Source organism: Marinospirillum celere (assembly GCF_900112235.1).
Taxonomy (GTDB): domain Bacteria; phylum Pseudomonadota; class Gammaproteobacteria; order Pseudomonadales; family Halomonadaceae; genus Marinospirillum; species Marinospirillum celere.
Genome location: NZ_FOLH01000001.1, coordinates 24,724 through 42,149, shown reverse-complemented (window position 1 = coordinate 42,149; position 17,426 = coordinate 24,724). Strand labels below are relative to the sequence as shown.

The following is a 17,426-nucleotide window of genomic DNA, read 5'->3' as shown; positions in this document are numbered from 1 at the left end:
CAATTTTTTAAGGCCTGCTGGTTGCTCCCAGGTGTTTAGAGGCTTAATCTGTAAAGATAATCTTGCCGCATAACAAACACCTTTGAGGACAGCTTACCATGGTGTTATATCCCCTGGCAGTGGTGCTTATTGCACAACTGGGAATACTTTTACTGGTGATCATTTTTTACCAGCGCTTGCAGAAAAAACGCCTCTTGAAGGAACTGGAAGGCTTCAAAGGAGCAGACAACCATCAAGAACCGCATTTTGCTGAACACGATGGGCAAGAGGCTGCCTTTGATAAAGAACAGGCGGCACTTCTTCTCAATCGCCTTAACCAAAATTCAGCGGATATCACCAGTGAAGCGCCTGCTGCCAAAGAACTCTGCCAGCATCAAAAGGAGCTGGTAGAAGCACTGAGTGATTGCCTGCAACTGCGCCTGGAGCCAGCGGATGAACCCAGTCCAATCATTCCTGACAAGGATGAGGCCGATGACTCCGACGATATTCTCAGTCAAGCCGATCTGGATGAAGCCCTGGGTGAAAGCCCGGAAGAACTGGAGGGCCTGGAAGATTTTGAAGGCCTTGAAGATCTGGACAGTGAGCCAGCTACAAGTGAACCAGCCAGCCCGAAAGCTGAAGCAGAAGAGTACGACCCCTTAATCAATCCTGAAAAAGCGGACATGGACAAAGAAAGCGAGCTGCCTGAAGATACCCTGCAGAAAACGCTGGATAACTTGGATGAGTTTGATTTCAGTGGTTTGGAAGAAGAGCTGCTGAAGGATGATGATCAAAAGTAGGCCACAGGGGCCTACCTTTGACAAACACTTATTGGCGAATACCCCGCCCCCGCTCCAGCAGCCAAAGCGCCAAACTGAAGAAGACCGCAATAAACAGGCAGATCGCGCCCAGCGCAGCCCAGTGATTAATATCCGAAATACCCAGAATGCCGTAACGGAAGGTATTGACCATATAGAGGATGGGATTGAGCAGCGACAACCCCTGCCAAAACTCCGGCAAAAGATGAATCGAATAGAAGACCCCACCCAGATAGGTCAAGGGTGTCAGAACAAACGTAGGTACGATAGCGATATCATCAAATTTGCGGGCAAAGAGCGCATTGATAAACCCGCCTATGGCAAACAGGATGGCCGTCAGCACCACTACCGTCATGGTCACGAAAATATTGTGGACCGTCACTTCGGTAAAGAAGAGCGCCAAGAGGGTGACCATAAAGCCAACCATCAGACCGCGGGTCACCCCACCCAACACATAACCGGAAAGAATCACCCAACTGGGTACCGGTGAAACCAAAATCTCTTCAATTGAGCGCTGGAATTTACTGCTAAAAAAAGAAGAGACCACATTGGTATAACTGTTGGTGATCACGGACATCATGATCAAGCCGGGCATAATGAATTGCATGTAATTATAACCATCCATCTCCCCGATACGGCTGCCGATCAAATTGCCAAAAATCACAAAATACAGCGCCATAGTGATGGCTGGCGGCAGCAATGTCTGCACCCAGATACGTGTAAAGCGACGGACTTCTTTGGTCACTATGGTGGAAAAAGCCACCCAATAAAGACGCACTCTCATACTCGATCCACCTTAGCAGCCGGATTGGCATCCGCTTTAAACTCACTTGCAGCTGTTTTTTCGACCAGGGAAACAAAAAGCTCTTCCAGACGGTTGGCCTTGTTTCTAAGGCTGATCACTTCCTGGTTTTGACCCTTCAGTGCAGAGAAAACCTGACTGATGTTTTGCCCTTTGCGTACTTCCACTTCCAAAGTCGTTGCATCCAACAGGCGGCAATTGAAGCCAGGCAATTCAGGTGCTTCCTGTAGTTCCCCCTGAAGGTCCAGCAGGAAGGTTTCACTGTTCAGCTCACTTAACAAGCCCTTCATGCTGGTGTTCTTGATGATTTCACCCTGATCAATAATGGCAATATTTCGACACAGGCTTTCAGCCTCTTCCAAATAATGGGTGGTCAAAATAATCGTGGTGCCCTGGCGGTTAATCTCTTGCATAAAGGTCCACATAGAGCGGCGCAATTCAATGTCCACGCCAGCAGTGGGCTCATCCAGGATTAATAGCTTGGGATTATGAACCAGAGCACGGGCAATCATCAGGCGGCGCTTCATGCCTCCGGAAAGCATACGCGCTTGCTGATCCCGCTTGTCCCACAAACCCAGATCACGCAGCAGCCGCTCAGTGCGGGGGCGTGCTTCCTTTTCGGTCATCCCTTGATAACCCGCCGAAGTCAGCACGATATCTTCAACCTTTTCAAAAACGCTGAAGTTAAATTCCTGAGGTACAACCCCCATCATTTGCTTGGCACGGGCAAAGTCTTTATCAATATCAATACCAAAAATATGAGCCTTGCCAGCGGTCTTACGCACCAGGGAACAAACGATACCCAGAGTGGTCGACTTACCAGCACCATTAGGGCCAAGAAGAGCAAAAAAATCGCCTTCTTCAACATCCAGGCTAATCCCTTTAAGCGCCTGGTGACCATTGGCATAGGTTTTTTCAAGATTCTGTAATGACAGGGCTTTCATAGTGAAATGCTTGCCTTTATAAGAAAAAGTTGGTGAATTCTACCAGATTCCTGACTGATTAACTTCGGGCAAGAATTATCGGATCAGCTAGACTGAAAACTGAGTGACCCACAAGGAGTTATAAATGTATCGCAACCTGCGTTTATTCTTTCTGACCAGTCTACTGCTCCTCGGCCTGGCCGGCAGCCTGGGTGGTCTGCTCGCCTCGACCCCTGAATCCCAAGCAGAAAGGGGTACGGCAGTTCTGCTAACCGTTAAGGGAGCCATCACTCCAGCCACTTTGGATTACCTGGAAAGAGGCTTGCGTAAAGCCGAACAGGAAAACGCCGAAATTTTAATTCTCAAACTGGATACTCCCGGCGGGCTGGATTCAACCACCCGCGATATCATCAGTTTGTTTCTGAACAGCAACACACCTGTCGCTACCTGGGTAGCTCCTTCAGGCGCGCGCGCAGCCAGTGCCGGTACCTATATGCTTTATGGCAGCCATGTTGCCGCTATGGCCTCGGCCACCCACCTGGGCTCGGCCACCCCTGTTTCCATGGGTGGCGGCCTGCCCGGTGAAGAAGCCAGTGATGACTCACAAAAAGATAATGCGCGTGAGGAAGAGGCAGAAGCTCAAGAGGAAGAACAGCAGCGTCAGGGGTCTTCCGCCATGGAACGTAAAGTACTTGAAGATGCAGTCAGCTATATCAAAAACCTGGCTAACCGGCATGGACGTAATGCCGAATGGGCTGAAAAAGCAGTACGTGATGCGGATAACCTGACCGCCAGCGAAGCTCTGGAAATGAATGTCATCGACCTGATGGCTGACAACCTGGATGAGCTTTTACAAGCCATGGATGGACGTGAAGTGGTTATGACTGGTGATACAACCCGAGAACTTGCTACCGTCAATTTGGAGGTTATCGAGTTTGATCCTGACTGGCGCACACGCCTGCTCTCGATCATTACCGACCCTACAGTGGCCTACTTCCTGCTCATTTTAGGCTTTTACGGGCTGATTTTTGAATTTTCTAATCCGGGAAGCCTGGTACCCGGCATCCTCGGCACCCTTTCTCTGTTACTGGCTCTTTACGCCTTTCAAGTGCTGCCGGTTAACTATGCAGGCTTGGCCTTGATACTCTTTGGGGTGGCGCTAATCGTCGCTGAAGCCTTCGTGCCCAGTTTTGGAATTTTGGGTATAGGGGGTGTTATTGCTTTTGTCTCTGGATCGGTATTGCTTATGGACTCAACGAACCTGGCTGTTTCTTTACCGCTCATTGGCGGCGTTGCTTTAATCACATCTGCTTTCATGCTCTGGGCTGTCACCCGTTTTATGGGGCTGCGCAAACGCAAACCTACCATCGGGGAAGAAGCCGCTCCTGGTGAAGAATGTGAAGCCCTGGAGGATTTTACCGGCAAAGGCCGCGTTCGCTTCCACGGTGAAATCTGGAAAGCCCAACTCCAACTTCCTGAAGCCAAGGCCACCAAAGGAGAGCATTTAAAAGTCATTCGTGTGCAGGGCCTGACCCTGTACGTTGAAGCTGCTGTTTCTTCCAACCCACAATCAGAAGGTGCCACATCATGATTATCAGCTATCTGACACCGCTCGTTCTGCTGCTTTTACTCCTGGCCGCAGCCATCCGCATCCTGCCGGAATACAAACGGGGCGTAGTCTTCTTTCTCGGTCGCTTTCAGGCGGTTAAAGGACCAGGGCTGGTGATTATCATTCCTGGCATCCAAAAAATGGAAGTTGTTGATTTACGTATCATCACTCTGGACGTTCCTGAGCAGGATGTTATTTCCCAGGATAACGTCACTGTGAAGGTCAATGCCGTGCTCTATTTCAGAGTCATGGACCCTCAAAAAGCCATTATCAATGTTGAAAATTTCGTCAACGCCACCAGCCAATTGGCCCAAACCACTCTACGCTCAGTGCTGGGCAAGCATGAATTAGATGAAATGCTCTCCGAAAGGGACAAGCTGAACAATGATATTCAGGAAATCCTGGATGTGCAGACGGAAGACTGGGGCATTAAAGTGGCTAATGTGGAAATCAAGCATGTTGATCTGGATGAAAGCATGATCCGCGCCATTGCCCGCCAGGCTGAGGCAGAACGGGAAAGACGCGCCAAGGTCATTCATGCCGAAGGTGAATACCAGGCATCCCAGAAGCTTCTGGACGCCTCGGAAGTGCTATCCAAAAACCCGGCTGCCATTCAGCTACGTTATCTGCAAACCCTGAATGACATGGGCAATAAAAATGCTTCCACCATCGTCTTCCCCATTCCCATGGACTTGATAGATAGCTTTAAAAAGTTTGCTGACAAAAAGGATTAACCATTGATCGCGCTTGGAAAGCGCTCCCACAATAAAGGGCTTAGCTGTGGGAGCGCAGTCCTCTGCGCGAGGCTTAGAGTAGGAGCGCAGTCCTCTGCGCGAGGCTTAGAGTAGGAGCGCAGTCCTCTGCGCGATAATTGAAGCCAGCTCTGGATCGCGCTTGGAAAGCGCTCCCACTTATTGATTCGAGCTGGCATTGTAGGCTACAGAAAAGGCGGCCGAATCTTCCAGGTCGCCATTTTCCAATAGGCGTGGATAGGTCACTTTTCTTTCACGGCAGCGTCTTGCCAGGTCGGGGTAGCAGGCTTCAAAGAAAAGACGCTGGTAGTCAGCATCAGCAAGGCGCGGTTGGTCGAAAAATCCAGCTTGACGTCTTTGGCGACAAGCTTCGCTCAGCAATAAAGCTGCAACCACAGAAACATTCAGCGATTCCACCATGCCTTGCATGGGTACGATAACATGCCCATCAGCCAGTTCTGCTGCTTCGTTACTGACCCCTTCCAATTCAGCACCCATTAAAAAAGCGGTGGGCTGGGTAAAGTCTAGTTGATCATAGGGCTGGGCACTAGCGGAAAGGTGGGCAGCCAAAATCCGAAAGCCGCGCTCTTTGAGGTGGGCAATGCCTTCAGCTGTGCTCGGGTGCTTGTTAACCCGCACCCAGTGCTGGCTTCCAGCGGCACGGCGGCGGTAGGTTTGGAAGTCTTCATCCGGCCAGACCACATGACATTCAGGAACGGCAAAGGCATCACAACTACGAATAATTGCGCTGATGTTATGGGGCTTGCTAACCCGGTCGGTAATGATTGTCAGGTCAGGTTGGCGCCTATCCAGGACTTCCCGGATACGCGCCACTCGTTCTGGCTTCATAGAGCGTTAAAAATTAAACCTGAGTCAACCAGCCGTGAGTGTCCTCACTGCGTCCCCACTGGATGTCATTCATCATTTGACGCAATTTGGCAGTCATGGGGCCAGGTTTGCCACTACCCACGGTATATTCTTTGCCTTCATAAATCAGTGTACCTACAGGAGCCAGAACCGCCGCTGTACCTGACAGGGTGGCTTCTGTACCAGGCTTGGCTGATCTTTCCAGTAGCTCTTCAATGCTCAAGTCTCTTTCCTGAACGTCCATACCCAGGTCTCTGGCCAGCGTCAGTACTGAATCTCGGGTCACGCCATGCAGAAAGGTTGAGTCCAGAGCGCGGGTAATGATTTCATTACCATCAATCAATAGGAAGTTGGCAGCACCGGTTTCCTGGACCTGACCGTCAGGGCAGTAGAGTACCTGATCAGCCTTCACTTCCGCTCTGGCTTCCATCATTGAAGGCAGGGAGCTGGCATAGTTGCCACCACTTTTGATCATGCCCATGTGCGGAGCGCAGCGCATGCCATCTTCTTTAAGTAGCAAACGTAAAGCAGTGCTGCCACCACTAAAATAATCGCCTACAGGTGACAGCAGCACATAAAGTAGCGAGGTGCTGGATGGTGCCGCTGCCTTGCCGATGGCAGGCTCAGTGCCGATATGCGTTGGCCGGATGTACAGCGAACCAGGAGGCTCAGGAACTTCAGAGGCAAAGCGGCCAGTGATTTCAACAATCATCTGTTCCAGCTGTTTTTCATCGATCGCAGGCAGGCTCAGCAAGCGTGAACTCTGGGCCATACGCTGGATATTCCTGTCCATGCGGAAAATATTGATGCTGCCATCAGCATGGCGAAAGGCTTTCAGGCCTTCAAAGCAGGTGCTGGCATAGTGCAAAACATGAGCACCAGGGTGCAGGGTAATGGAATCCGAGGGGACTATCTCTGGAGTCGACCACTGGGCCCCATCATAACGACTCAAGATCATTTCTGGTGTAAAAACAGTACCGAATGCGGTCATCCCCTTAACCCTCTAAATGTGTTGTTGTTAAAAAAGCTTATATTACAAGGAAACAGGTGACTTGCCCAACCCACTTATGCATCCTATATAAAAACACTGGCCTTATCGCTCCAAAGCAGCAGTTCAACTCTACAATCCGGAGGTTTTGTGAAGCAACTAACTCTGATTCGCCACGCCAAATCCAGTTGGAATCATCCCGGCCTCAGTGACTTTCAGCGCCCACTCAACAAGCGTGGAAAAGGTGATTTGCCCGGCCTGATCCAACGTTTGACTGAGCAGTTACCTAAGCCCGACCTGCTTATTTTTAGCGGTGCACAAAGAACCCTGGAAACCAGTCAGCCCTTGGCTGAAGCCTGGCAACTGGATGAGCAGACTTATTTGGAAAGGCAGGAAGCCTATGAGGCTTCTTTAAATACCCTGCTCTTGTTGTTGCAGGAGCAGCCAAATGAGTGTCAGAACCTGGTTTTGGTGGGGCATAACCCAGGCATGTCAGAATTACTGGCTTTTCTCAGTAACACACCGCCCCGGCACTACCCGACCTCAGCCTTTGCTCACTTAGAGTTAAGTATTGATTCCTGGTCAGAAATCACTCAGGGTTCAGGTGAATTAAAGATCTTTGACTACCCAAAACTGCACTCAACTGCAAATAACTAAAAGCAATACTCGTAAGTCAGCCTGCTTACTTCCCCTTGCATGTCTGCTCAGGTAAGTTGAAGACTAAGAAGTCCAAAAAAAAGGATAACAAATGCTTCTCTCAGCTCGCCTTAAAGTACTTCTGGCTGGCGTCTTCAGCCAGGTTCTATGCATCGGGATTGCCCGTTTTGCTTATACTCCCTTGCTACCCATCATGCAGGACCAAACCTGGATGGGCGATGCAACGGGCGGCTGGTTGGCTGGCATTAACTATATGGGTTATATGGCTGGTGCCTTATTGGCAGCTTCAATTGCTGATTTGCGCTTAAAAGATACTCTCTACCGCCTGGGCCTGGTGTTAGCAGTTACCACCACGGCTGCCATGGCTCTGACAGACAACCTAACCTTGTGGATTATTCTGCGTTTCTTTTCAGGCCTGTCTTCTGCTGCCTCCATGCTGATCGTTTCCGGTCTCATTTTGAATTGGTTAATTCGCCATCATCACCGCGGAGAACTGGGTATTCACTTTGCCGGTGTCGGTGTCGGGATCGTAGTTGCAGCCTTGGCTGTTGAACTCATGCTATATCTCAGCCAAGGCTGGGCTGCTCAATGGCTGTGGCTATCCCTGTTGGGTTTGATTCTGGCCATTCCAGCTTGGCTCTGGCTACCCAGGCCCGAAACCGCCAATTTAACCACCAGCGGCTCTACACTGACAGACAGCCCTCCAACCAAGCGTTTTATGTGGTTGATGCTCACGGCTTATTTCTGCGCAGGTTATGGCTATGTCATTACAGCCACCTTTATTGTGGCCTTTGTTGAACAACAACCTGCCCTGGTCGGCATGGGCCCTACCTCTTTTGCTCTGGTTGGCCTGGCCGCAGCGCCTGCAGTAATGATTTGGGATTTGGTTGCTCGCCATGTCGGTTATCTGAATGCTCTGCTGTTGACCCTGGTTTTGCAGATCGGCGGGATTCTTCTGCCGGTGATTCATACCAGCTTGCCTGTCGTGCTCTTTAGCGCCCTCTTGTTCGGCGGCACCTTTATTGGCTCGGTGAGTCTGGTACTAACCATGGCTGGACGCCTCTACCCGACCAAACCCGCCAAACTTATGGGCAAGATGACTCTGGCCTATGGTTCGGCACAGGTGATCGCCCCTTCACTAACCGGTATGTTGGCCGCCTGGACCGGGCATTACAACCTGGGCCTCTGGATTGCTGGCGGCTTTGTGATGCTGGGTACTCTGCTGGTGGTCTGGCTAAAATTCACCGACCAAACAGCTCAAGAACTGGATGCTTCGGCCAAGCTGGTCAAAGCAAGTTAGCGGTTGCCAGGTAATTAATCAGTTGTTGTTTCAGCCAGCTGGCTACCTTGCCCTGCAAACTGCCGTTGATTTGGAGCAGATAGCAAGCTTGCCACTGGCTGGCATCTGCCTTGCGCAAAACCCTTAATTGACCGGCAGCCAGGGCATCGGCGATCAGAGGTCTGGGTAAATGTGCCCAGCCACTGCCTTCCAGTACCGCATCCCGAATCAGCTCAAATTGGGTCAGGGCCAGATAGTTGGCACTGCCCAGAATTTCCGGCACCAGTTCTTCCTGTTCATCCATATAGGCCAGGGTTACCTGGGTTTCGGAGCGTAGATCTTCAGGCATCACCACGCTCAGACGACAGAGGGGATGAGAGCTGGCCGCAACGGTTAGCAGACTCACCTGCCCCAATTCCTGATAATCCAGTTGCTCATAGTTGTCCCTGTCCCCTGCTAGCCCTAAGGCCAAATCCACGGCCTGATTTTCAACCAGGGCAGGCAACTCCTGAGGCGGCGCGAGATAAACGGAAACTCCGGTCAGAGGAAATTTGTCTTTGAGATCGCGCATGGTTTGTCGCCAGAAGCTTTCTGGCAGGGCATCATCGCGGGCAATCCGCAAAGCCACTTCCACGCCCTGGCGCTCCTGATCGCAACGAGCAGCCACACGGCGATAGGCCTGTAAAAAGCGCAAACAGTCCGGCTGAATGGACCAGGCCAGACCGGTCGGCTGAAGTTCATTGCCAGAACGGTCAAAAAGGCTGGCCCCCAGCTCATCTTCCAAGGCTGACAAGGCGGTACTCAAGGTGGTGCGGCTGCGACCCAAACGCCGGGCAGCGGCAGCAATGGATTCTTCCTCCAGAACAGTCAGAAAAATCTCGGCCTGATCAGTACGCATCTTTATCCCTCCAACAGGTGACGGAAAAACCGTCGCCTGGCGATTACCTGTTTTCTAAAAGAGCCGATTATACTGCGAGTCCTTGCCAGGAAGAGCAAAAAACCTGGCATCAATGACGTTTTTTTCGACTCTTGAGGTGTTTCATGTCTTCCTTAAAGACCACATCCGAACAATCGGTTTTGGTCATTTCAGCAGTTGGTGGCGGGCTTTTTGCTGTGACTGCTTTGGTTTGGGGATTGGTATCTGGCTCTTTGGCCATCCTTTTTGATGGTGCCTATTCTTTGATCAGCCTGGGTTTATCCTTAGTTTCTCTGGTTGCCCTACGCTTGGCTCAGGCACCTGCAAACAGCCACTTCAATTTTGGGCGCCCTTTAGCAGAGCCGCTGGCAATCGCCTTCAAAGCCTTGGTTTTATTTGTTCTCTGCTTGGGTTCGGCAGGCTTGGCGATTCATGCCCTTTTAACGGGTGGGCGTGAGATTCAGGCTGGCATGGCGATGGGCTTTGCTTTTTTAAGCCTGGTAGGCTGCGCTTTAATCTGGTTTTTTCTGACCCGGCGTCAGAAAAAACTGGATTCCTCTCTGGTGGAGGCGGAAAGCAAACAATGGCAGATGGATACACTATTAAGTGGTGCCGTCTTGTTGGGATTTGGTCTGGCTTGGTGGCTGACTCATCTGGGTCAGCCTCAATGGGCCGCTTATGCAGACCCTGGCATCGTGCTTTTGGCTTCAGGTTATTTTCTGATGATGCCCATCAAGCTGCTGCGCCAGGCACTCAGCGAAATTCTGCTGGCCAGCCCTGAGCCCCAGTTACGCCGTGAGGTTTATCGGAAAATTGCCAGTCTGGGCATTCACCGCAGCCAATGCCGCATGGCACGTTTTGGCAATCATTTATTGCTGGAAGTGGATTTACCCTTGCATCGGCTGAACCGCCTGCAACTGACGGTCGAAAAAGTCAGCGCCCGCTTACAGTCCTTGCCTGTGGAACCGCTGGTTCGGCTGAATATCTGCCAGGAAACCAACGATTCCTACAGTGTTTAAACGGTTTTAGCTTCCAGCTTGAAGCCAACACTGCAAGCTAAATCAGCAAAACCAGGGAAGGACGTATTGACCGTCGCACAGTCTTTTATAGTAATACTACCTGAAGCCCGCAAACCAGCCACCGCAAAGCTCATCGCAATGCGGTGGTCATGATGGCATTCAAGACTGGCTGAAGTGAAGACAGCTTCTGCTTCGCCCTTACCCTGAATATCAATCCCATCCTCCAGCACGGTGCAGTCGACACCCAAGGCCTGAAGGCCATCGGCCATCACCTGAATACGATCGGACTCCTTGACGCGCAGCTCTTCTGCACCGCGCAGTCGAGTGGTACCGGAGGCACAGGAAGCAGCAACAAACAAAGCCGGGAACTCATCAATCGCCAGGGGCACCTGATCTTCGGGGATATCGATCCCCTTTAATGGCTGGTAGCGCACACGAATATCCGCCACCGGCTCGCCGCCCACTTCACGCTGATTGGACAACTCCAGGCTTGCACCCATCAAACGCAGGATATTGATGACGCCATCCCGAGTGGGGTTGATGCCGACATGCTCCAGGGTCAGGTCACTGCCAGGTGTGATGGCAGCAGCCACCATAAAGAAGGTCGCTGAGGAAATATCGGCTGGGATGTCAATCTCACAGGCAGTCAGCTTGCCACCACCGACCAACGAGGCGGTTGCACCTTCCTTTTTCACCGGATAACCAAAGCCTTGCAGCATCCGTTCAGTGTGGTCGCGGGTCGGTGCGGGTTCGGTGACCGAGGTTTCACCTTCTGCCCAGAGACCGGCCAGCAGCAGACAGGATTTAACCTGGGCCGAAGCCATGGGCAGATCATAATGAATGCCCTTCAGTGGCTTGCCACCCTTGATTTTTAGCGGTGGACGTCCGCCTTCAGCAGCTTCGATTTCCGCACCCATCAGGCGCAGCGGATCGGCTACCCGGCCCATGGGGCGCTTGCTGAGAGAAGCATCGCCGGTCAGTTCACAGTCAAAGTTCTGAGCGGCCAAGAGACCGGCCAGCAGACGCATGGAGGTGCCGGAATTACCCAAGTACAGAGGGTCTTGCGGGGCTTTCAGGCCCTGCATGCCCACACCATGAATGGTCACTTCGCCGTTATGCGGGCCTTCTATCAGCACACCCAGATCACGGAAGGTTTGCAGGGTCGCCAGGGCATCTTCGCCTTCCAGGAAACCCTTGACCCGCGTGATGCCTTCCGCCAAAGCGCCCAACATGATGGAACGGTGGGAAATGGACTTGTCGCCCGGCACACGAATCTGGCCCTGAACAGGACCGGCACCCGGCTGGGTGACAAAATTGATGGTTTGGTTTTGCATGGTTTGATAGCCCGTTTCATTGAGCAAAGCAGTAAAATAATCTCTTGCTGATTTGGCATGGGTAAAGGTACTCACCAGCTCTTCAGCATCCTGTTCGGCCACCGCAGTACGCAGACGCTGAACGCCTTCCAGAAACTCATCCAGAGCGCCCAGGGTTGCTTCACGGTTGGCCAGAAAAATATCCCGCCACATAATGGGATCACTGGCGGCAACTCTTGTGAAATCACGAAAGCCCCCAGCGGCATAGCGAAAAATATCCAGGCGCTCATCACGCCGCGCCAGAGTATCCACCAGAGAAAAAGCCAGTAGATGGGGTAAATGACTGGTCCGCGCCAGCACCTGATCATGCTGATCGATGGGCATTTCCAGCACTTCGGCCCCGGTCTCTTGCCAGAGAGCCCGAACCAGTTGCAAGGCCTGGGGGTCAGTGTTTTCAGCAGGCGTGAGGATCACCTTGCGCTGCAAAAACAGCTCGGCATCAGCGGCGGAAACACCACTTTTTTCCTTGCCGGCGATCGGGTGGCCCAGCACCAGACGAGGTGGCAGTTCACCAAAGACCCGCACAGCCGCTTCAGCCACTGAGGCCTTGCAGGAGCCAACATCAGTAATCACTGCGCTGCTTTTCAAATGGGGTTTCAGCGCCTGGAGAACGGATTCCATGGCCAATACTGGAACCGCCAGCAGAATCAAGTCAGCGTCCGGCACCAGTTCTTCCAGGCGGTCACTGGCTTGATCAACAACGCCCAGGGTCAAGGCCCCCTGGCGCTCATCCTGTGCCAGATCCACACCCAGATACTGCTCAGCAAAACCTGCCTTGCGCGCCGCCAAGGCAACTGAGCCACCAATCAGCCCCAAACCCACAACCAGCAGCTTGTTAATTGCAGCCACGAATTAAAGCACCTTGCTCAGCGCATCAATAAACTGCTGGTTTTCTTCCGGCAAACCAACGCTGACACGCAGGTGGTTGGGCATGCGATAGGGGCGCAGAGGACGGACGATCACGCCTTCCTTAAGCAGGGCGGCGTTGACTCTTTCACCGTCATCCACCTCGACACAAATAAAATTACCGACCGAAGGGATGTAATCCAGCCCCAGCTCACGAAAAGCAGTTTCCAGTTGCAGTAGGCCCGCCTTATTGGTGATGACTGAACGCTCCAGATACTCCCTGTCCTGATAGGCGGCTTCAGCCGCTGCCAGAGCCAGGGCGTTGGCATTAAACGGCTGGCGAACCCGATTCAGGGTTTCGGCAATCTGTGTAGACGACAGGCTGTAGCCTACCCGCAAACCTGCCAGACCATAGGCCTTGGAGAAGGTGCGGCAGACAATCAGATTAGGATAGTCATCCAGCAGCTTCAGGCCATCCGGGTAGACGTTTTCATCAACATACTCAAAGTAGGCTTCATCCAGCACCACCAGCACCCGCTCAGGCACTTGATCCAGAAAATCCCGCACCTGCTTTTCCGACAGCCAGGTGCCGGTGGGGTTATTAGGGTTGGCGACAAAAACCACGGAGGTCTGTTCATCCACTGCGGCGGCCATGGCATCCAGATCATGCCCCCAGTTCACCGCAGGTATAATCTTGTGCTCAGCGCCAGCAGCCTGGGTGGCAATCGGATAAACGGCAAAGGCATAGTCGCTGTAAACCGCATTGCGACCCGGTGCCAGCCAGCAGCGGGCTATCAAATCGAGCAGGTCATTGGAGCCATTACCCAGCGTAATCTGACGCGGGCTGATTCCCAGCTCATGCGATAACAGCTGCTTGAGTCGAAAGCCACTGCCATCCGGGTAGCGAGTCAACTCAGTCAGCTCTGCCTGTATCGCTGCCACAGCCTTAGGACTGGGGCCATGCGGGTTTTCATTACTGGCCAGCTTAACAATACGCTCCGGGTCCAGACCCAGCTCACGCGCCACTTCATCCACCGGCTTGCCCGGCTGATAAGGCATCAAGCCCTGAATACCCGGATTGGCTTCTTTCAAAAAATCACAGCTCATCTTGTTATCCTTTTAAAGAACACCCTTGGGATAAGACCCCAACACCTTCATATCCGCCGCCTGGTCACCGATTTCTTTAAGCACAGGCTGCACACCTGAATCTTCCACATGACCAGAAAAATCGATAAAGAAGACATAGTTCCAGGCGCCGGAACGGCTGGGACGACTTTCAATACGTGTCATATCGATATTGTGACGATTGAAGGGCTCCAGTATCTGATGCAGGGCACCTGGCTGATTGCGCATGGAGACCATCAGGGAAGTCTTGTCATCGCCCGAAGCGGGCACCTTCTGACGACCAATAATCAAAAAGCGCGTGGAGTTGTCCGGGGTATCTTCGATGTTCTCGGCCAGGCGCTTGAGTTGATAGAGTTCAGCCGCCATATCGCCTGCAATCGCCGCTGAGTGCCATTCGGTTTTCACCTTACGTGCCGCTTCGGCATTGGATGGCATGGGCACTCGCTCAATACCTGGGTAATGGGCATCCAGCCACTTGCGGCACTGGGCCAAAGAAGAGGCATGGGAATAGATGGTGGAGATTTTGTCTGGGCGGGTGTTTTCACCCACCAGCAGATGCTGATGAATCCGCAGGACCACTTCACCACTGATCTGCAAGCCGGAATCCATAAAGCTATCCAGAGTATGGCTGATCACCCCTTCAGTGGAATTTTCAATCGGCACCACACCATAGTCGACACTACCGGCCTCGACTTCACGGAAGACTTCATCAATGGCCGCCATGGGTACGCTGATCGCGGAATGACCAAAGTGTTTGATCGCTGCCTGCTGGGTAAAGGTGCCTTCTGGCCCCAGGTAGGCCACCTTGACCGGACGCTCCAGGGCCAGACAGGCCGACATTACCTCACGGAAGAGGCGGGCGATTTCTTCATTAGATAAAGGCCCCTCGTTGCGCTCCATAATAGCGCGTAGTACCTGGGCTTCGCGTTCAGGACGATAGAAATGCGCAGACTCACCTTCCTGAGCTAATTTAACCTGGGCAACCTTCTGGGCGCACTGAGCACGCTGATTAATCAGTTGTTGCAGTTGCTGGTCGATGGCATCAATTTCTTTACGGACTTCAGTCAGATCCGGCAGTTGGTTTTCTTCCTGGCTCATCGGCAGTTAACCTCGGGTTTTGGCAAATTCAGTCATGAAATCAATCAGGGCATCCACGGCGGCTTCAGGCACGGCATTGTAAATACTGGCACGCATCCCACCGACACTGCGGTGACCGGCCAGATTCAGAAAACCAGCCTTTTCAGCTTCTTGAAGGAAAACCTTGTCCAGTGTTGAATCCGCCAGAGTAAAGGGCACATTCATGATCGACCGATTAATGGGGGCAATAGGGTTGGCATAGAAATCATTATCATCAATAGCCGCGTAGAGCTTTTGCGCCTTGCGCTGATTGATTTCAGCCATCTTGTCCAGGCCGCCAATATCCTTTTTCAGCCAGTCAAACACCAGACCGGACAAGTACCAGGCAAAGGTGGGTGGCGTGTTGTACATGGAGCCATTTTCAGCAAAAGTCTTGTAGCTGAACATGGTTGGCATTTCCGGTTTTGCCTGATCCAAAAGATCTTCGCGCACAATCACCAGCGTCAAACCAGCCGGGCCAATATTTTTTTGGGCACCGGCATAGATGACACCAAAACGGCTGATATCAATCGGTGCGCTGAGAATATCCGAAGACATATCACAAACCAGAGGCACTGAAGTTTCAGGAATATAATCAAACTCCAGGCCACCAATGGTTTCATTGCTGGTGTAATGCAGGTAGGTGGCATCGGCACTGAGTTGAATAGCTTCCTGGCGGGGTACGGCAGTCAAGCCATTGTCTTCAGCGCTTGCCGCCAGGTGACTGGACAGATAACGCTTGCCTTCGGCAATCGCTTTTTTACCCCAGATTCCTGTATAAATATAGTTGGCTGAGCCGCCCTTTCCACCCAGGTTCAAGGGCACCATGGCAAACTGGCTGGATGCCCCACCCTGCATAAACAATACCTTATAGTTAGCAGGAATCTTCAGCAGCTCACGCAAATCAGCTTCAGCCTGCTCAGCAATGGAAACAAACTCATCACTGCGATGACTCATTTCCATCACTGACAGGCCGCGACCCTGCCAATCCAACATCTCTTCCTGGGCACGTTTAAGTACCACTTCGGGCAAGGCCGCCGGGCCTGCACAAAAATTGAATAGTCGACTCATGGATCCACTCTTGATCAAGACAGATAAATGCGAGCAATGATACAGCAAAAAGCAGGCAATCGCTTCACTCCAGCAATAGCAATTGATCGGCCAGGCGTTCAGCATCTTCCGGACGGTGACTAACCAGCAAAGCCGCCCGCTGACTGGCCTTGATTTCTTCGCGCAGCCAGTCACCTGCCAGCTGGCGATGGTGATCATCCAGAGCACTGAAGGGTTCATCCAACAGCACCAAAGGCTGAGGCCGCAAGACTGTACGAATCAACGCCAAACGCTGCTTTTGCCCACCGGAAAGCTCACTGGGTTTGCGTTCCAAAAAGGCTGCCACCCCCAGCAACTGGCAGGCGTTCAATACCTGCTGCCATTGGTGAGTAGAGGGAGAAGCATTAGGAAATCCCAGCTTCAGGTTGGTGGTGATATCCAGGTGTTCAAAGAAGTTCTGTTGTTGAAACAGCAAGGACACAGGGCGCTTTTCTGCAGGCCAGTTTTCTACCGAATCGCCTGCAATCACCAGACAACCGGATTCAATCGGCACAAAACCAGCCAAGGCTTCCAGCAACGTGGTTTTGCCGCAGCCACTGGGCCCTTTAATCACAGCAACTTCTCCTGCATGGAGTTGCAGATTATGCTCCCAGAAATGGGTTCCCTGGCGTATTTGAAGCCGCTGAATTGCCAGCAAAGGCGTTTTTTCACCTCTTGATGCCAAGCTCATCGCAACACCTGGGCAGTGGCTAGTTTGGGCAAGGGCAACTGGTTGCTGGCTTTAATGCAATCCAGCACCACTGTGGATTTAACATGGCTGACGCCAGGAATGGCAACCAACTGATCCATCAAAAAATCGGAGAAAGATTTCAGATCCTCACTAATCACCCGCAGCAGGTAATCAGCATCACCTGTGACTGAATAGCCTTCTTGAATGGCTGCAATTTCCTTGATTGCCTGATGAAAGCGTTGGGCAGGATTCTCACCATGTTTTTCCAGCGTCACACTGACGAAAGCCATTACATTCAAACCCAAAAGCTCGCGATTAAGATGCGTCGCATAGTGATCAATCAGCCCCAGTTGCTCAAGCCGCTGCAAACGCCGTGAACACTGCGAAGAGGATAGATTGACTTGCTCTGAAAGCGCCACCTTGGAAAGACGCGCGTCTGCCTGCAGTACTCTAAGGAGCTGCCAATCATATTGATCCAATTCCATTAACAAGGACATCACCTCACCCCCTTCAGACGATGAATGAAAAGCGCACCAAAACCTTAACTAATGAAGAATTCATGCACAGCAGCCCGATT

The 17,426-nt window shown here is 52.1% G+C and carries 17 protein-coding genes; 6 read left to right on the top strand and 11 right to left on the bottom strand.

Annotated elements, in window-relative coordinates:
* Positions 1-98: 98 nt before the first annotated feature.
* Positions 99-779, top strand: coding sequence for a hypothetical protein (locus BM185_RS00190; RefSeq protein ID WP_091957576.1), 681 nt, complete (start codon positions 99-101; stop codon positions 777-779).
* A 28-nt stretch (positions 780-807) separates the two neighbouring features.
* On the opposite strand, the gene BM185_RS00185 is transcribed toward BM185_RS00190, so the two are convergent.
* Positions 808-1,581 (bottom strand): ABC transporter permease, encoded by a 774-nt coding sequence (locus BM185_RS00185; protein ID WP_091957574.1) that lies wholly within the window; start codon positions 1,579-1,581, stop codon positions 808-810.
* Positions 1,578-2,543, bottom strand: coding sequence for an ABC transporter ATP-binding protein (locus tag BM185_RS00180; protein WP_091957571.1), 966 nt, complete (start codon positions 2,541-2,543; stop codon positions 1,578-1,580). Before BM185_RS00180 ends, BM185_RS00185 begins: the two co-directional genes overlap by 4 nt.
* Before the next feature lie 124 nt (positions 2,544-2,667).
* Between BM185_RS00180 and BM185_RS00175 the strand changes: the two genes are divergently transcribed.
* On the top strand, positions 2,668-4,113 hold the full coding sequence (locus tag BM185_RS00175) for an NfeD family protein (protein ID WP_091957569.1): 1,446 nt from the start codon (positions 2,668-2,670) through the stop codon (positions 4,111-4,113).
* A complete protein-coding gene (locus BM185_RS00170; RefSeq protein ID WP_091957566.1) occupies positions 4,110-4,865 on the top strand; it encodes a slipin family protein in 756 nt (251 codons plus the stop codon). Before BM185_RS00175 ends, BM185_RS00170 begins: the two co-directional genes overlap by 4 nt.
* Positions 4,866-5,042: 177 nt before the next feature.
* Here BM185_RS00170 and trmH read toward each other — a convergent pair whose 3' ends face one another.
* Positions 5,043-5,732: a tRNA (guanosine(18)-2'-O)-methyltransferase TrmH gene (trmH, locus tag BM185_RS00165; protein WP_091957564.1), complete on the bottom strand. Its 690-nt coding sequence runs from the start codon at positions 5,730-5,732 to the stop codon at positions 5,043-5,045.
* A 13-nt stretch (positions 5,733-5,745) separates the two neighbouring features.
* A complete protein-coding gene (locus tag BM185_RS00160) occupies positions 5,746-6,741 on the bottom strand; it encodes a branched-chain amino acid aminotransferase (protein ID WP_091957561.1) in 996 nt (331 codons plus the stop codon).
* A 147-nt stretch (positions 6,742-6,888) separates the two neighbouring features.
* Between BM185_RS00160 and BM185_RS00155 the strand changes: the two genes are divergently transcribed.
* Together BM185_RS00155 and BM185_RS00150 are read left to right on the top strand one after the other, a co-directional pair.
* Positions 6,889-7,395: a SixA phosphatase family protein gene (locus BM185_RS00155; protein WP_177203417.1), complete on the top strand. Its 507-nt coding sequence runs from the start codon at positions 6,889-6,891 to the stop codon at positions 7,393-7,395.
* A 91-nt stretch (positions 7,396-7,486) separates the two neighbouring features.
* Positions 7,487-8,695 (top strand): YbfB/YjiJ family MFS transporter, encoded by a 1,209-nt coding sequence (locus tag BM185_RS00150; protein WP_091957555.1) that lies wholly within the window; start codon positions 7,487-7,489, stop codon positions 8,693-8,695.
* Here the strand turns inward: BM185_RS00150 and BM185_RS00145 are convergent.
* A complete protein-coding gene (locus BM185_RS00145; protein ID WP_091957553.1) occupies positions 8,682-9,572 on the bottom strand; it encodes a LysR family transcriptional regulator in 891 nt (296 codons plus the stop codon). The two genes, BM185_RS00150 and BM185_RS00145, sit on opposite strands and share 14 nt — an antisense overlap.
* Before the next feature lie 143 nt (positions 9,573-9,715).
* Here BM185_RS00145 and BM185_RS00140 point away from each other — a divergent pair, with 143 nt between their 5' ends.
* Entirely contained in the window at positions 9,716-10,609 is an 894-nt protein-coding gene (locus tag BM185_RS00140; RefSeq protein ID WP_091957550.1) for a cation diffusion facilitator family transporter, read from the top strand.
* Here BM185_RS00140 and BM185_RS00135 read toward each other — a convergent pair.
* The 6 genes from BM185_RS00135 to BM185_RS00110 all read right to left on the bottom strand — a co-directional run bounded on the left by BM185_RS00135 (position 10,606) and on the right by BM185_RS00110 (position 17,346).
* Positions 10,606-12,831 carry a bifunctional prephenate dehydrogenase/3-phosphoshikimate 1-carboxyvinyltransferase gene (locus BM185_RS00135; protein ID WP_091957547.1) on the bottom strand — a complete coding sequence of 742 codons (2,226 nt, stop codon included), beginning with the start codon at positions 12,829-12,831 and terminating at the stop codon, positions 10,606-10,608. The two genes, BM185_RS00140 and BM185_RS00135, sit on opposite strands and share 4 nt — an antisense overlap.
* A gap of 3 nt (positions 12,832-12,834) precedes the next feature.
* Complete coding sequence (hisC, locus tag BM185_RS00130) at positions 12,835-13,935, bottom strand: histidinol-phosphate transaminase (RefSeq protein WP_091957545.1); 1,101 nt, start codon at positions 13,933-13,935, stop codon at positions 12,835-12,837.
* Between the two features lie 12 nt (positions 13,936-13,947).
* Positions 13,948-15,051 (bottom strand): prephenate dehydratase, encoded by a 1,104-nt coding sequence (gene pheA / locus BM185_RS00125; protein ID WP_091957543.1) that lies wholly within the window; start codon positions 15,049-15,051, stop codon positions 13,948-13,950.
* A gap of 6 nt (positions 15,052-15,057) precedes the next feature.
* Positions 15,058-16,140, bottom strand: a complete 1,083-nt coding sequence (gene serC, locus BM185_RS00120) for a 3-phosphoserine/phosphohydroxythreonine transaminase (RefSeq protein WP_091957540.1) — start codon at positions 16,138-16,140, stop codon at positions 15,058-15,060.
* Positions 16,141-16,204: 64 nt separating this feature from the next.
* Entirely contained in the window at positions 16,205-16,849 is a 645-nt protein-coding gene (locus BM185_RS00115; protein ID WP_245751635.1) for an ATP-binding cassette domain-containing protein, read from the bottom strand.
* Positions 16,846-17,346, bottom strand: coding sequence for an Lrp/AsnC family transcriptional regulator (locus BM185_RS00110; protein WP_091957538.1), 501 nt, complete (start codon positions 17,344-17,346; stop codon positions 16,846-16,848). Before BM185_RS00110 ends, BM185_RS00115 begins: the two co-directional genes overlap by 4 nt.
* Positions 17,347-17,426 lie beyond the last annotated feature (80 nt).

Coding starts and splice junctions, on each gene's coding strand:
- pheA (WP_091957543.1), bottom strand. CDS start 15,051: ATGAGCCAGGAAGAAAACCAACTGCCGGATCTGACTGAAGTCCGTAAA.
- BM185_RS00160 (WP_091957561.1), bottom strand. CDS start 6,741: ATGACCGCATTCGGTACTGTTTTTACACCAGAAATGATCTTGAGTCGT.
- BM185_RS00150 (WP_091957555.1), top strand. CDS start 7,487: ATGCTTCTCTCAGCTCGCCTTAAAGTACTTCTGGCTGGCGTCTTCAGC.
- BM185_RS00190 (WP_091957576.1), top strand. CDS start 99: ATGGTGTTATATCCCCTGGCAGTGGTGCTTATTGCACAACTGGGAATA.
- serC (WP_091957540.1), bottom strand. CDS start 16,140: ATGAGTCGACTATTCAATTTTTGTGCAGGCCCGGCGGCCTTGCCCGAA.
- BM185_RS00145 (WP_091957553.1), bottom strand. CDS start 9,572: ATGCGTACTGATCAGGCCGAGATTTTTCTGACTGTTCTGGAGGAAGAA.
- BM185_RS00185 (WP_091957574.1), bottom strand. CDS start 1,581: ATGAGAGTGCGTCTTTATTGGGTGGCTTTTTCCACCATAGTGACCAAA.
- trmH (WP_091957564.1), bottom strand. CDS start 5,732: ATGAAGCCAGAACGAGTGGCGCGTATCCGGGAAGTCCTGGATAGGCGC.
- BM185_RS00170 (WP_091957566.1), top strand. CDS start 4,110: ATGATTATCAGCTATCTGACACCGCTCGTTCTGCTGCTTTTACTCCTG.
- BM185_RS00175 (WP_091957569.1), top strand. CDS start 2,668: ATGTATCGCAACCTGCGTTTATTCTTTCTGACCAGTCTACTGCTCCTC.
- BM185_RS00180 (WP_091957571.1), bottom strand. CDS start 2,543: ATGAAAGCCCTGTCATTACAGAATCTTGAAAAAACCTATGCCAATGGT.
- hisC (WP_091957545.1), bottom strand. CDS start 13,935: ATGAGCTGTGATTTTTTGAAAGAAGCCAATCCGGGTATTCAGGGCTTG.
- BM185_RS00115 (WP_245751635.1), bottom strand. CDS start 16,849: ATGAGCTTGGCATCAAGAGGTGAAAAAACGCCTTTGCTGGCAATTCAG.
- BM185_RS00110 (WP_091957538.1), bottom strand. CDS start 17,346: ATGTCCTTGTTAATGGAATTGGATCAATATGATTGGCAGCTCCTTAGA.
- BM185_RS00140 (WP_091957550.1), top strand. CDS start 9,716: ATGTCTTCCTTAAAGACCACATCCGAACAATCGGTTTTGGTCATTTCA.